The sequence below is a fragment of the Streptomyces sp. NPDC058284 genome, from assembly GCF_042881135.1.
In the GTDB taxonomy this organism is placed as follows: Bacteria; Actinomycetota; Actinomycetes; order Streptomycetales; family Streptomycetaceae; genus Streptomyces.
On record NZ_JBHVYE010000013.1, the window covers coordinates 84,699 to 98,670 of the forward strand.

Below are 13,972 nucleotides of genomic sequence, written 5' to 3' on the forward strand. Positions count from 1 at the left end.
CAAGGCGGCCTGGGCGGGTGCGTGGGGCGACTGGGCAGGGTGGGTGTCGCGGGCGGTCTCCGGCGGCGTAGGCTGATGACGCCATGCCGTACGAAGCACCCACCCACACCGTCGAGCGCTCCCTGCGCGCCACCACCGGAGCGAAGATCGTCGCCGGTGTCGACGAGGTCGGGCGCGGCGCGTGGGCGGGCCCGGTCACCGTATGCGCGGCGATCACGGGACTGCGTCGCCCGCCCGAGGGACTCACCGACTCCAAGCTGATCGCTCCCAAGCGGCGCACCGCGCTCGCGCAGGAGCTGGAGAGCTGGGTCACGGCGCACGCCCTCGGTCACGCCTCGCACGAGGAGATCGACGACATGGGGATGACGGCCGCTCTGCGGCTCGCCGCCGTGCGCGCCCTGGAGGGGCTGCCGGTCCGTCCGGACGCGGTCATCCTCGACGGGAAGCATGACTACCTCGGCGCTCCCTGGCAGGTTCGTACGGTGATCAAGGGGGACCGGTCCTGTGTGGCCGTCGCCGCGGCTTCCGTGATCGCGAAAGTCCGGCGCGACAAAATGATGGCCGAACTGGGCATCGAACATGCAGACTTCGGTTTTGCGGCCAACGCCGGCTATCCGTCGCCGGTGCACAAGGCCGCGCTGGAGGAGCGGGGGCCCACCCCGTACCACCGGCTCACGTGGGCGTATCTTGATGCGTTGCCCCAGTGGCGGCACCTCAAGAGGGCCCGCAGCTGGGCGGACGGAAATGTTCCGGAAATCGAGGGTCAGCTCGGCTTTGAGTTCTGACGCTTTTCCGGCACTTCCGATCGCACTCATGTGCCACCCGCCGACGCGCATCGCGTCGGCGTTTGATAGACAACACTTCATGCCTCTCATTCCCGAGGAGCCTCAGATTCACGAGAGTGCCCAGGGTCCCCGCGCCACGCAGGCCAGTGGCCGCACCGCGCCGACCCCCCGCCCCGTACCCGGCCCGCGTCCCGCGGCTCCGCCGCGCCCCGGCCGTCCGGGTCCTGCCCGGCCGATGCCGCCCGCGCAGCGAACGCCGCGCGATGCGGCAGTCAAGCCCGGGCCGTCCGCCCCGGCTGCCTCCGGTCCTTCCGGTACCGGTACCTCCGCTTCCGGTGCCGCCGGTTCCGCTCCTTCGGGGGCGACGGCTGCCGGAGCGACCGCTTCCGGAGTGGCCGCTTCCGAAGTGACCGCCGGTGGTACCGCCACCGCGGCGCCCCCGGTTCCGCAGATCCAGCTGATCCCGGCTTCGGCCGAGGGTGCGCTGGACGCGGCCGAGGAAGCCGTCGACCTCCTTCTCGACTCCGGGCGCGCCCCCGGGGACGTCCTGGTGATCACCACCGGCGACCCCCACCCGTGGGCCACCCACGAGCTGACCTTCGGTGAGAGCGCCTACTGGGCCCAGCACGACGCGGGCGACGACGTCTTCTACGCCGACGCCGCCGCACTCACCCGTGCCGCGCCCCGGCCCGTGGTCGTCGTCGCCCTCAACGGCGGCAGCGAAGAGACCGCGGTCGCGGCACTGCCGACGGCGCTCACCCGCGCGAGCACCCTGCTGATCGTCTGCGGTGACCCGCAGCGGATCAACTCGATGCTGGGCGCGGGCGTCTGACACCGCCGTACGTCCGCTGTACGGCCCTCGTGCGCCCGACGTGCGTCTGACACCGGCGTACGACAGTCGGCGTCCGGCGCCGTTCGTACCGCGAAGCCCGGTCCGCGCGGTGGGGCCGTCCCGTAAGGCGTCGGCCCGTCGGCCCGTCGGCCGCGCGGAAGCAGGCAGCACAGAGCGGTGGTTGACGTGCGTCATGCCGTGTCATGCCACGCCCCGCCGTGCCCGGCGCGACCGCATCGGTCTGGGTCGCGCCATCGGTGCGTACCGGCGCACCTCAGTGTGCGTCGGCGCATCCCCGGGTGCGGCGCGCGTGCGGCGCGTCCCGTACGTACGCCCGTGAAGTCCGCCCGTGCAGTCCGCCCGCTCACCGTGCCGCCGCGCGGAGCAGCACATCGGAGGCGGCGCCTCCGGTGCGCGGTCCCGGCGGATCGGTCCCGGCGAAGGCCTCGGGCGGTGAACCGGCGCTCGGCCGACGGCCGCCGCGTCCCTCGCCGAGCACCTGCCAGCCGTCGTCCGTCAGCGTGATGTACGCCCCGCAGCGCAGCCCGTGCAAGGTGCAGGCGTCCCGCAGGCCCCACATCCAGGCCCCGTCCTCCTGGGTCCAACGGGCGTCCCCGGCACGGCAGTAGAGCAGTACGGCGGTGCGCACCGGAGTGCGGCGCCGCAGGTCGTGCGGGATGATCCGGCGCAGCTGCGCGAGCAGCGCGTTGCGGAAGACCCAGCCGTCGGTCGGGGTCGACTGTCTGCTGAACGAGGCGCTCGCGCACAGCCGTTCGTCCGGGTCGAGGACGGCCACGACCGCCGTCGCGCGGGCCGGACGATGGCGTGTGTGCAGACCGCTGACGATCTCACGAGGGTTGCGCAGCAAGGGAATTCCGGCCGCCGACCACTCGGCGGGTTCCAGCATCCGGGCCAGTCGGTGGGCGGAGTCGGCGGACATCTCGACCGACGCCGGAGGCTCCGGCACCGGCGTCGCGGCGGACGAAGCGAATCCGATGGTCACGGTCCTCCCTTCGGCTACGCGCCCCGGGGGGGGGCGGGTCGGACTGGGGGAGCGCACCGCGGCAGCGCCTTTGCCGGATCGCGGGGAGCACACGGGAGCGGATCCAATTCTTCCCGTCGCCGTCGTTCGCGGCAATGAGCTGGGGGCGGCGCGCACCGCGGGCCAGGATCGAACGATGCACTGTCCATACTTCTGCCCAGATCGTTGACCTTCGACGCTTGCTTCCGGTGCTTCCGGCCGCGGCGGATTGGGCGATTGTCAGTGGCATCGGGTTGCATGGGGGCATGGACAACCTGGAGCTGCGCACCGAAGCCGATGCCATCCTCGCCGAGCTCGTCGGCGACCCGGGCGGTTCCGCGCGGCTGCGCGAGGATCAGTGGCAGGCGGTGGCCGCCCTGGTCCAGGAGCGGCGGCGCGCTCTGGTCGTGCAGCGCACCGGCTGGGGCAAGTCGGCGGTCTACTTCGTGGCCACCGCCCTGCTGCGGCGGCGCGGCGCGGGGCCCACGGTGATCATCTCGCCGCTCCTCGCGCTGATGCGCAACCAGGTCGAGTCGGCGGCCCGCGCCGGCATCCAGGCGCGCACCATCAACTCGGCCAACCCGGAGGAATGGGACGCCATCTACGGCGAGGTCGAGCGGGGCGAGACCGACGTCCTCCTCGTCAGCCCCGAGCGGCTGAACTCGGTGGACTTCCGCGACCAGGTGCTGCCCAAGCTGGCCGCCACCACCGGCCTCCTCGTGGTGGACGAGGCGCACTGCATCTCCGACTGGGGGCACGATTTCAGGCCGGACTACCGTCGGCTCAGGTCGATGCTGACCGAGCTCCCGGCCGGCGTCCCCGTCCTCGCCACCACCGCGACCGCGAACGCGCGCGTGACGGCGGACGTCGCCGAGCAGCTGGGCACCGGCGCCGGTGAGGCCCTGGTGCTGCGCGGCCCGCTGGACAGGGAGAGCCTGCGGCTCGGCGTCGTCCGGCTGCCGGACGCCGCCCACCGGCTGGCCTGGCTCGCCGAGCACCTGGGCGAGCTGCAGGGCTCCGGCATCATCTACGCCCTGACCGTCGCCGCGGCCGAGGAGGCCACCGCCTTCCTGCGCCAGCGCGGCTTCACGGTGGCGTCCTACACCGGGCGCACCGAGAACGCCGACCGGCTGCAGGCCGAGACCGACCTCCAGGAGAACCGCGTCAAGGCGCTGGTCGCCACGTCGGCGCTCGGCATGGGCTTCGACAAGCCCGACCTCGGCTTCGTGGTCCACCTCGGCTCGCCGTCCTCGCCGATCGCGTACTACCAGCAGGTGGGCCGGGCGGGCCGTGGCGTCGAGCACGCCGATGTGCTGCTGCTGCCCGGCAAGGAGGACGAGGCGATCTGGCGCTACTTCGCCGACACCGCCTTCCCGCCCGAGGCGCAGGTCCGCCAGACCCTCTCGGCGCTCGCCGACGCGGAACGGCCGCTGTCCGTACCGGCTCTCGAGGCGCTGGTCGAGCTCCGCCGCACCCGACTGGAGACCATGCTCAAGGTGCTCGATGTGGACGGGGCGGTCAAGCGGGTCAAGGGTGGCTGGATCTCGACCGGTCAGCCCTGGGTGTACGACGCCGAGCGGTACGCCTGGGTGGCCAGGCAGCGGCAGGCCGAACAGCAGGCCATGCGCGACTACGTGAGCACGGCGCAGTGCCGGATGGAGTTCCTGCGCCGGCAGCTGGACGACGAGGGGGCGGTCGCGTGCGGGCGTTGCGACAACTGCGCGGGCGCCTGGACCGACTCCTCCGTCTCGACGGAGGCGCTCACGGGCGCCGCGAAGGAACTGGACAGGCCCGGCGTGGAGGTCGAGCCGCGCCGCATGTGGCCGACCGGCATGCCCGCGCTCGGCGTGGACCTCAAGGGCCGGATTCCGGCCAATGAGCAGTGCTCGACCGGCCGTGCCCTCGGCCGCCTTTCGGACATCGGCTGGGGCAACCGGCTCCGCCCGCTGCTGGCAGAGAACGCGCCCGACGGCCCGGTGCCCGACGACGTCCTGCGCGCCGCGGTCGCGGTCCTCGCCGACTGGGCGCGCTCGCCCGGGGGCTGGGCGCCGAGCGTCCCGGACGCCTCGGCGCGTCCCGTGGGCGTTGTCGCCGTGCCCTCCCGTACGCGTCCGCAACTCGTGGGCTCCCTCGCCGAGGGGATCGCGACCGTCGGCAGGCTGCCCTTCCTCGGCACCCTCGCGTACACCGGAGCGGACGGTGCGTACGCGGCGCGCCGCAGCAACTCGGCCCAGCGGCTGCGGGCGTTGTCCGACACCTTCACCGTCCCCGAGGCGCTGGCGAGCGCCCTCGCAGCCTCCCCGGGGCCCGTCCTCCTTGTGGACGACTGCACCGACTCCGGCTGGACCCTCGCGGTCGCCGCGCGTCTGCTGCGCAGGGCGGGCGCCGAGGAGGTGCTGCCCCTGGTCCTCGCCGCGGCGGGCTGAGCCGACCGCGGCGAGGGGGCGTCGCAAGCCGGGTGCCGGTGTGACAGGGGCGGCTGGTCAGGGGCGGCTGGTCAGGTAGCCGCCCATGGAGGTGAAGTACTCCGTCGCGGGCAACTCCCGGCCGTCCTCGGTGCGTACGCGGGTGATGGCCAGGCCGTGGTTGCGGCCGGTGCGGGCGTCGGCGCCGGCGACGATCACCACGCCGTCGCCCTCGCGGTAGAAGATGCGGCCGGGCGTACCGCCGTAACGGCCCTCGGACACGACCGCGGTGACGACCTCGAGGCGCTTGCCCTTGTGGAAGCAGAAGGCGCTGGGGTACGGCGCGGACTGGGCGCGGACCAGGCGTTCGAGGTCCTGGGCCGGCCAGGTCCAGTCGATGCGGATGTCTTCCACGGAGCGCTTGTGGAAGAAGCTCGCCTGCGAGCGGTCCTGCTTCGTGAACTCCGTCTGCCCGCCGGCGATGAGGTCGAGCGCTCCGATGGTGACCGGGGCGATGAGGTCGACGGTCTTGTGGAAGAGGTCGGTGGCGGTGTCCGTCGGACCGACGGCGACCGCCTCCTGCCGGACGATGTCACCAGCGTCGAGCTCGCCGTCCATCATGTGCGCGGTGACGCCCACTTCGGACTCGCCGTTGATCATCGCCCAGATGATCGGGGAGAAGCCGGCGTACTTCGGCAGCAGTGAGTCGTGGACGTTCAGCGTGCCGTGGCGCGGCAGGTCGAAGATGCGCGGCGGAATCCACGTACGCCAGTTGTTGGCCACGATGATGTCCGCGTCGGCCTCCTTGAGGCGCTCGAACAGCTCCTCGTCGTCGGGGCGGTTGCGGATCAGGACCGGGACGCCGTGCTCCTCGGCGAGGTCGGCGACGGAGTCGCTCCAGATCTTTTCGTACGCGTGCTCGCTCTTGGGGTGGGTCACGACCATCACCACGTCGTGCTCGGAGTCCAGGAGGGCTTGCAGGGTGCGGTGCCCCCAGGTCTGGTAACCGAACATGACGACCCGCATGGGGTTCCTCCTCAGAGCAGGGAATGGCCGAACGGCAAGTAAAGCAAGCCTTACCTTATTAGGCAATGCGGCCACTTGACGCCCCAGTTGAAAGGCTCGCCGTCCCCGGCGGCCAGGGGGATCTCCTGGGTGATCTTCGTCCGGGAACGTCCCGCTGTCCGATTCGTGTGGTCGACAGCGGCACCGGTTTAGCTTAGGCTCACCTAAGTTCGGGTGGGTTGCTGTGTCGACGTGCCCACTTCTGTACTTTCCCCACGCCTGACAGGCGGCTTCCCCGCACGATGGGAGTGACATGTCACAGGTTCTTCCTGGCGACGCACCACTGGTCCACGACCTCATTGGCATCGGCTTCGGCCCGTCCAATGTGGCCATGGCGATCGCGCTCAGCGAGCACAACGCAAGCGTCGGCAGGGAGGAGACGGTCACCGCTCACTTCTTCGAGCAGCAGCCGCGCTTCGGCTGGCACCGCGGCATGCTGATCGACGACGCGACCATGCAGGTGTCCTTCCTCAAGGACCTCGTGACGCAGCGGAACCCCACCAGTGAGTTCAGCTTCCTCTGCTATCTGAAGAGCAAGGGCCGCCTCACCGACTTCATCAACCACAAGAACCTCTTCCCGCTGCGGGTGGAGTTCCACGACTACCTGGAGTGGGCCGCGGCCAAGGTCGACGACCAGGTCTCCTACGGCCATGAGGTCGTCGGCGTCACGCCGTACGTCCGCGACGGCGTCGTGGAGTACCTGGACGTGACGGTCCGTTCGCCGGAGGGCCTCGCGGTCCACCGGGCCCGCAACCTCGTCGTCGGCACCGGTCTGCGCCCCCTCATGCCCGAGGGCGTGGAGCGCGGCGACCGGGTGTGGCACAACTCCGACCTGCTGGCGAAGGTCGACGGCCTCGAGGGCACGTCGCCCTCCCGGTTCGTCGTCGTGGGCGCCGGGCAGAGCGCCGCCGAGAACGTCGCCTACCTGCACCGCCGCTTCCCCGAGGCCGAGATCTGCGCGGTCTTCTCCCGCTACGGCTACAGCCCCGCCGACGACAGCAGCTTCGCCAACCGGATCTTCGACCCCGAGGCGGTCGACGAGTACTTCGACGCTCCCGAGGGCGTCAAGCAGCGACTGATGGGCTACCACGGCAACACCAACTACTCCGTCGTCGACATCGACTTGATCGACGACCTGTACAGCGAGATGTACCGGGAGAAGGTCCTCGGCACTGAGCGGCTGCGCTTCCTCAACATCTCCCGGCTCACCGGCGTCAAGGAGACGGCCGACGGCGTCAGGGCCACCGTGAAGTCCTTGGTCACGGAGGAGGAGACGGCGCTGGACGCCGACGTCGTGGTGTTCGCCACCGGCTACAGCCCCGCCGACCCCATCGGCATCCTCGGCGAGGTCGCCGACCGCTGCCTGCGCGACGACGAGGGCCGTGTCCGCGTCGAGCGCGACTACCGCATCGCGACCGACCCCGACCTGCGCTGCGGCATATACCTGCAAGGCGGCACGGAGCACACGCACGGCATCACGTCGTCGCTGCTCTCCAACATCGCCATCCGCGTCGGCGAGATCCTCGACTCGCTGCGCGCCCGCAACGCCGAGTCCGCGTCCGCCGGCGCCCGCCCGGTGGCGGACGAGACCGGCAGCGCCGCCCGCTAGCCGACCTACGCGGACCGGCCTCCCCCCACCGGCCGTGCGTCCCGGTCCGATCAAAGGGATAACGTACGTCGAATGAGCACGACTGCAGTTGAGCGCCCCGTGTCGAGGGGCACAACAAAGGCCCGCCGACGGAGGGTTGTCGGTCTGGGTGTGCTTGCCGCGGCCCTGGTGATCGCGGGCGCGGTCTCCCTCGCCGTCGGGGCGCGCTCGCTGAGCCCCGCCGAGGTGTGGCACGGGCTGTTCGCGGCGCCGGAGTCCGACCAGCGGCTGACCGAGATCCGGCTCATCGTGCAGACGGTCCGCCTGCCCAGGACGGTGCTCGCGGTGGTCGCGGGCATCGCCCTGGGCGTCGGCGGGGCGCTGATCCAGGGGTACACGCGCAACCCGGTCGCGGACACCGGCCTGTTGGGGGTGAACGCGGGCGCGTCGTTCGCCGTGGTCTCGGTCATCGCCGTGTTCGGGCTCTCCGACCCGTTCCAGTACGTCTGGTTCGCCTTCCTCGGCGCGGCGGTCGCCGGTGTCGTGGTGTTCGGCCTCGCGAGCATCGGGCGCGGGGCGGGCAATCCGCTGACGCTCGCGCTCGCCGGGCAGGGGATCACCGTCTTCCTCGCCGCGATGACCACGGCGGTCTCGCTCTCCGACCAGAAGTCGCTGAACGCGCTCCGGTTCTGGAACGCGGGCTCCGTGGCCGGTGTCGGCTTCGGCGTCATCTGGCCGGTGACCCTCTTCATCGGGGCCGGGCTGCTCCTCGCGCTGACCCGGCTGCCCGCCCTCAACCTGCTCAACCTGGGCGAGGACGTGGCGCGCGGGCTCGGGGTGAACATCGCGCTGAACCGGACCATCGGCATCCTCGCGATCACTCTCCTCGCGGGCGCGGCGACGGCGGCGTGCGGCCCCATCGCCTTCCTCGGACTCATGGTGGCCCACGTGGCGAGATATCAGACAGGCCCCGACTACCGCTGGCTCGTGCCGTACGCGGGGCTGCTCGGCGGCGTCGTCCTGCTGGTCGCCGACATCGTGGGGCGCCTGGTGGTGCGGCCCGGCGAGCTGGAGGCGGGTGTGGTCGTGGCGCTGCTCGGGGCCCCGTTCTTCGCCGTTCTGGTGTGGCGGGGAAAGTTCAAGAACGCATGAGCGCGACGGACGCAACAGATGTGAAGGCCTCGGTGACGCCGGGCGTGCGGTTCGGCCCCGTGTCGTTCGTGTGGCGGCCCTGGCTCGTCCTCGTCACGCTGCTCCTCGCGGCGGCGACCTTCCTGGTCTTCTGCCTCTCCATCAGCATCGGCGACTTCCCCATCGGCATGTCCCGGGTGATGGCCACGCTCGTCGGCCACGGCGAGCGGGTCGACGAGTTCATCATCATGGACCTGCGGATGCCGCGGGCCCTGGCCGGGCTCGTCGTGGGGATCGCGCTGGGGGTGTCGGGGGCGATCACGCAGTCGATCGCGCGGAACCCGCTGGCCAGCCCGGACATCCTGGGCATCACCGGGGGAGCGAGCGCGGTCGCCGTGTTCCTGGTGACGGTGACGGGCGGCACCGCGGCGGCGATCGCCGACTCCGTGGGGCTCTCCGCCGCGGCGCTCGCGGGCGGACTCGGAACGGGCCTCCTCGTGTACTTCCTGGCCTGGCGGCGCGGCGTCGACGGCTTCCGCCTCATCCTCATCGGCATCTCCGTGAGCGCCGTGATGGAGGCGATCACGACCTGGCTGCTGGTCTCGGCCGACATCAGGGACGTGGCCAGGGCCCAGGCGTGGCTGGTCGGTTCGCTGGAGAACCGGTCGTGGAACGAGGTCTGGCCAGCGCTCTGGGGCTCGCTCGCCCTGCTCGTCGTCGTGGCCGCCGTCTCCTTCCAGTTCAAGCCGCTGCACCTCGGCGACGACGTCGCCGCGGGCCTCGGCGTCCGGTACTCGCGCGTGCGGGCGGTCCTGCTCCTCTGCGCGGTGCTGCTGGCCGCGGTGGCGGTGAGCGCGTCGGGTCCCGTCCCGTTCGTCGCCCTGGTGGCGCCGCAGGTGGCGATGCGTCTGACCAGGCATCCGACGCCGCCGATCGCGGCCTCCGGGCTGTTCGGGGCGCTGCTCCTCATCGGCTCGGACCTCGTCGCGCGCGCGGCGCTGCCGACCAGCCTCCCGGTCGGCGTGGTCACCGCCGCGATCGGCGGGCCCTTCCTCGTCTACCTGTTGGTGCGGGCGAACCTCAAGTAACCGGCGCGGCCCGGATGACCGGTCCAGTGCGAATAGCTGGTACAAAGGTGAGGCAAACCTAATATTAGGGGGGCTTGTGGTCGCTCAGTTCATCACCGAGATCGAGTCCGGGGTCGAGGACGCCGTACGGCTCGCCGCCAGGGGCGTCTCCGTCGGCTATGGCGGCCGTACGGTCATCGACGACCTCGACGTGGCCATTCCGCCCGGGGTGATCACGACGATCATCGGTCCCAACGGCTGCGGCAAATCGACCCTGTTGCGCACCCTGACGCGGCTGCTCAAGCCGGCCAAGGGCTCGGTCGTGCTGGACGGCGAGGACATCGACAAGCTCAAGACCCGGGACGTCGCGAAGAAGCTCGGGCTGCTGCCGCAGGCGCCGGTCGCGCCGGAGGGGCTCACGGTGGCCGACCTGGTCGCCAGGGGGCGCCACCCGCACCAGAGTTGGCTGCGGCAGTGGTCTTCGGACGACGCCGGTGTGGTGGAGCGCGCGCTGGCCATGACCGGGGTCTCCGACCTGGCCGACCGCGCCGTCGACTCGCTGTCCGGCGGGCAGCGTCAGCGGGTCTGGATCTCCATGACCCTGGCCCAGGGCACCGACCTGCTGCTCCTCGACGAGCCGACCACCTACCTCGACCTGGCGCACGCGATCGACGTGCTCGACCTGGTGGACGATCTGCACGAGTCGGGGAACACCGTCGTCATGGTGTTGCACGACCTCAATCTGGCCACGCGCTACAGCGACAACCTCATCGTGATGAAGGCGGGTTCGATCCTCGCGCAGGGTCATCCGCGGGACGTGATCACGGCGGATCTGCTGTACGAGGCGTTCGGGCTGCGGGCCAAGGTGGTCGACGATCCGGTGGGCGACCGTCCGTTGATCGTGCCGATCGGCCGTACGCACGTACAACTCGGTTGACCGGCAACGCGGCTGACCCGCCGGAGTGGGCACCCCGGAGCGATGTACCAGTAAGGCTAGGCTAACCTCACCTCTACAGGTTAAGGTTTGGCTGCCCTGAATCAGGGGCGCAGCGGACAGCGCGAAAGCGCAGAACAGCGCGAAGGCAAGGGAATCCGGATGCTCCTCCATCGAACGACGCTCACGAAGCCCTGGCGGCGCCTCGCGACGGCAGCGACCGCCGCGGCCCTCGGCGTCGGCCTCCTCACGGGATGCGGTTCCGGCTCGGAGGACAAGGCGGGCGACGACACGCAGGCGGCCGCCGGTGGCACGTTCCCGGTCACCGTGGAGCACGCGTTCGGATCCACCAAGGTCGAGAAGGCCCCCAAGCGGGTCGTCACCGTCGGCTACACCGACGACCAGGCCGTCCTGGCGCTCGGCACCAAGCCGGTCGGCATGGTCGACCAGTACCCCAACCCCTCGGGCAAGTCCCCCGACATCAACACCCAGTGGCCCTGGGTGAAGGACAAGTGGGGCGACACCAAGCCCGAGGTCGTCATGAAGAACGGCGACTCCGGCCCCAACTACGAGAAGATCGCCGCCCTGCGCCCGGATCTGATCATCGCGGTCTACTCGGAGATCGACAAGGCGGGCTACGACAAGCTCTCCCAGATCGCCCCGACCGTGGGCCGCACCAAGGGCGAGAAGGAGCTGTTCAGCGCCCCGTGGCAGGACAACACGGTGCACATCGCCAAGGCGCTGGGCAAGGAGGACGAGGGCAAGAAGCTCGTCAAGGGCATCGAGGGCAAGCTCGCCGCGGCCAAGAAGGCGCACCCGAAGTTCGCGGACCAGACCTCCGTCGCGCTCTCCTGGTACAAGGACTCCATCAACCCGTTCACCTCCAAGGACGTGCGCGGACGGCTCCTCACGGGCATCGGCTACAAGTACCAGACGAAGATCGACAAGATCGCGGGCGGAAAGTTCTCCACCGAACTCAGCCCCGAGCGCACGGACCTGGTCGACGTGGACCGCGTCGTCGTCATCAACGACAAGGCCGACACGGAGTCGTTGAAGAAGTTCGAGCTGTTCAAGAATCTGAAGGCCGTGAAGAAGGGCCACGTCTCCTACCTGCTCGACAGCGAGGGCCCGGCGGTCGGCGCGGCGATGTCCCAGGGCACCGCGCTCTCCCTTCCGTACGCGATCGACGAGCTCGTCAAGTCGGTCGAATAGAGATGCCGCTCAACCCGTCCCGTCACCCAGGGATGCCGCTCGACCCGTCCCGTCCCCGCTTCGACTTGGCCTACGTGTGAGCACCACCGAGACCCGCACCACCGAAACCCCCGCCGCCCCGGCGACTCTGCGCACGGCGACGGGACGTGAGGCCACCCGGTGGGTCTCGTCGCACTGCCGCGAAGTGCCCTGGCTGACGAGTGCCACCGTGCTCACCACGGTGGCGGGGGCGGCGCTCCAGGTGCTGCCCGTGCTCCTGCTCGGCCGGGTGGTCGACGGGGTGGTCGAGGGCGACTCGCGCTCGGTGCTCACCACGATCGGGGTGCTCATGGGGGTCGCCGCGCTGCTCGGCGCGGCGGCCACCGCGCTGTCGACCTATCTGATCGGCCGCCTCGGCGCGGATCTGCTCGCGCGGCTGCGGGAAGGCGCCGTACGGGCGGTGCTCGGGATGCCGAGCGCGCGGATCGAACAGGTCGGCCGGGGGGACGTGCTCTCCCGGGTCGGTGACGACGTGGCCGTGCTGTCCAAGGGCATCCGGACAGCCATCCCCACGGTGTTCTCGGCGGGTGTGCTGGTCTTCATCGCCACGGTCGGCATGTTCGGCCTCGACTGGCGGCTGGGCCTTGCGGGCGCCGGCGCGCTGCCCGCGTACGCGCTGGCCCTGCGCTGGTACCTCCCGAGGTCCGCGCCGCTCTACCGCAAGCAGCGGGTGGCCCAGGCCGACCGCGCGCAGGCGCTGATCAGCGGCCTCGACGGGATCGACACGGTCCGGGCGTACCGCCTGGAGGACGGTGTCCGCGAGAAGGTCACCCAGGAGTCGTGGCGGGTGCGCGACCTCGGTGTCGAGGTGTTCCGGTTCTTCGGCCGCTTCGTGGGCCGGGAGAACCGCGCCGAGTTCATCGGGCTCGTCCTGATCCTCGTCGTGGGATACGCGCTGTTGGAGGCCGACGCGGCCACTCTGGGCGAGGTGTCGGCGGCCCCGCTGATGTTCCACCGGCTGTTCACCCCGCTCGGCGCCATCATGTTCACCTTCGACGAGGCGCAGAAGTCGGGCGCGAGCCTGACCCGTCTCGTCGGGGTGCTCGGGGAGTCCGCGCAGGAACGGCTCGTGGGCGACGCCTCAGTGGAGGCGGCGGGCGCCGGGCCGCACCCGGTGACGGTGGAAGGGCTGACGTTCACCTATCCGGGTGCCGATGAACCGGTGCTCAGGGACGTCGATCTGACGATTCCGGCCGGTGGTTCGCTCGCCCTGGTGGGCGCGACGGGCGCGGGCAAGTCCACGCTGGCCGCGCTGATCGCGGGCATCGGGACTCCGCAGGCCGGGACGGTGCGCGTCGGGGCGCAGGACCTCGGTGAGCTGGACGAGGCGGGCGCGCGCGCCGTGGTGAGCATCCTGACGCAGGAGACGCATGTGTTCTCCGGGTCGCTCGCCGATGACCTGCGGCTCGCCGCGCCGCGGGCGAGCGACGCCGAACTGATGGACGCGCTTCGCACGGTCGGCGCCCACGCCTGGGTCGAGGCGCTGCCCGAGGGGCTGAACACCATGGTCGGGGAGGGCGGCGAACGCCTCGACGTCACCAAGATCGCCCATATCGCCCTGGCCCGGCTCGTGTTGGGCCGGGCACCGGTGGTGGTGCTCGACGAGTCGACGGCGGAGGCGGGCAGCGAGGGCGCGGCCGAGCTGGAGCGCGCGGTGCTCGCCGCGTGCGCGGGCCGGACCACGCTCTTCGTGGCGCACCGCCTCACGCAGGCGATGGCGGCGGACCGGATCGCCGTGCTGGACGCGGGGCGGGTGGTGGAGCAGGGCACCCACGACGAGCTGGTGGCTCTGGGCGGCAGGTACGCGCGTCTGTGGCAGGCCTGGCGAGAGGGTAGTTAGGCAAGCCTTATTTAGGCTAGCCTAACTGCGTTGACCTGGAAGGGACGCTGTCT

At 71.0% G+C, this 13,972-nt stretch carries 11 protein-coding genes; 9 read left to right on the forward strand and 2 right to left on the reverse strand.

Annotated features, from left to right (window positions below):
* The first annotated feature begins 83 nt into the window (after positions 1 to 83).
* Together ACFVYR_RS19595 and ACFVYR_RS19600 are read left to right on the forward strand one after the other, a co-directional pair.
* Positions 84 to 785 (forward strand): ribonuclease HII, encoded by a 702-nt coding sequence (locus ACFVYR_RS19595; protein WP_384257339.1) that lies wholly within the window; start codon positions 84 to 86, stop codon positions 783 to 785.
* Positions 786 to 864: 79 nt separating this feature from the next.
* Entirely contained in the window at positions 865 to 1,617 is a 753-nt protein-coding gene (locus ACFVYR_RS19600) for a hypothetical protein (RefSeq protein ID WP_384257337.1), read from the forward strand.
* A gap of 364 nt (positions 1,618 to 1,981) precedes the next feature.
* Here the strand turns inward: ACFVYR_RS19600 and ACFVYR_RS19605 are convergent, their stop codons facing one another.
* Positions 1,982 to 2,620: a hypothetical protein gene (locus ACFVYR_RS19605; RefSeq protein WP_384257335.1), complete on the reverse strand. Its 639-nt coding sequence runs from the start codon at positions 2,618 to 2,620 to the stop codon at positions 1,982 to 1,984.
* Between the two features lie 284 nt (positions 2,621 to 2,904).
* On the opposite strand from ACFVYR_RS19605, the gene ACFVYR_RS19610 reads away from it, so the two are divergent.
* Complete coding sequence (locus tag ACFVYR_RS19610) at positions 2,905 to 5,064, forward strand: RecQ family ATP-dependent DNA helicase (protein WP_384257333.1); 2,160 nt, start codon at positions 2,905 to 2,907, stop codon at positions 5,062 to 5,064.
* A 57-nt stretch (positions 5,065 to 5,121) separates the two neighbouring features.
* On the opposite strand, the gene ACFVYR_RS19615 is transcribed toward ACFVYR_RS19610, so the two are convergent.
* Positions 5,122 to 6,069, reverse strand: coding sequence for a methionyl-tRNA formyltransferase (locus ACFVYR_RS19615; RefSeq protein WP_384257330.1), 948 nt, complete (start codon positions 6,067 to 6,069; stop codon positions 5,122 to 5,124).
* A 292-nt stretch (positions 6,070 to 6,361) separates the two neighbouring features.
* Here ACFVYR_RS19615 and ACFVYR_RS19620 point away from each other — a divergent pair, with 292 nt between their 5' ends.
* From ACFVYR_RS19620 to ACFVYR_RS19645, 6 genes are all read left to right on the forward strand, one after another.
* The gene (locus ACFVYR_RS19620) at positions 6,362 to 7,717 is read left to right on the forward strand and encodes a lysine N(6)-hydroxylase/L-ornithine N(5)-oxygenase family protein (protein ID WP_384257328.1); all 1,356 of its coding nucleotides are present in this window, start codon (positions 6,362 to 6,364) and stop codon (positions 7,715 to 7,717) included.
* A 72-nt stretch (positions 7,718 to 7,789) separates the two neighbouring features.
* Positions 7,790 to 8,848, forward strand: a complete 1,059-nt coding sequence (locus ACFVYR_RS19625; RefSeq protein WP_384257326.1) for a FecCD family ABC transporter permease — start codon at positions 7,790 to 7,792, stop codon at positions 8,846 to 8,848.
* Positions 8,845 to 9,915 carry a FecCD family ABC transporter permease gene (locus ACFVYR_RS19630; protein WP_384257323.1) on the forward strand — a complete coding sequence of 357 codons (1,071 nt, stop codon included), beginning with the start codon at positions 8,845 to 8,847 and terminating at the stop codon, positions 9,913 to 9,915. Before ACFVYR_RS19625 ends, ACFVYR_RS19630 begins: the two co-directional genes overlap by 4 nt.
* Before the next feature lie 76 nt (positions 9,916 to 9,991).
* Complete coding sequence (locus ACFVYR_RS19635) at positions 9,992 to 10,831, forward strand: ABC transporter ATP-binding protein (protein ID WP_384257321.1); 840 nt, start codon at positions 9,992 to 9,994, stop codon at positions 10,829 to 10,831.
* 159 nt (positions 10,832 to 10,990) lie between these two features.
* On the forward strand, positions 10,991 to 12,040 hold the full coding sequence (locus ACFVYR_RS19640) for an iron-siderophore ABC transporter substrate-binding protein (RefSeq protein WP_384257318.1): 1,050 nt from the start codon (positions 10,991 to 10,993) through the stop codon (positions 12,038 to 12,040).
* 76 nt (positions 12,041 to 12,116) lie between these two features.
* Positions 12,117 to 13,919, forward strand: coding sequence for an ABC transporter ATP-binding protein (locus ACFVYR_RS19645; protein ID WP_384257316.1), 1,803 nt, complete (start codon positions 12,117 to 12,119; stop codon positions 13,917 to 13,919).
* Positions 13,920 to 13,972 lie beyond the last annotated feature (53 nt).

Coding starts and splice junctions, on each gene's coding strand:
- ACFVYR_RS19620 (WP_384257328.1), top strand. CDS start 6,362: ATGTCACAGGTTCTTCCTGGCGACGCACCACTGGTCCACGACCTCATT.
- ACFVYR_RS19615 (WP_384257330.1), bottom strand. CDS start 6,069: ATGCGGGTCGTCATGTTCGGTTACCAGACCTGGGGGCACCGCACCCTG.
- ACFVYR_RS19630 (WP_384257323.1), top strand. CDS start 8,845: ATGAGCGCGACGGACGCAACAGATGTGAAGGCCTCGGTGACGCCGGGC.
- ACFVYR_RS19640 (WP_384257318.1), top strand. CDS start 10,991: ATGCTCCTCCATCGAACGACGCTCACGAAGCCCTGGCGGCGCCTCGCG.
- ACFVYR_RS19600 (WP_384257337.1), top strand. CDS start 865: ATGCCTCTCATTCCCGAGGAGCCTCAGATTCACGAGAGTGCCCAGGGT.
- ACFVYR_RS19595 (WP_384257339.1), top strand. CDS start 84: ATGCCGTACGAAGCACCCACCCACACCGTCGAGCGCTCCCTGCGCGCC.
- ACFVYR_RS19610 (WP_384257333.1), top strand. CDS start 2,905: ATGGACAACCTGGAGCTGCGCACCGAAGCCGATGCCATCCTCGCCGAG.
- ACFVYR_RS19625 (WP_384257326.1), top strand. CDS start 7,790: ATGAGCACGACTGCAGTTGAGCGCCCCGTGTCGAGGGGCACAACAAAG.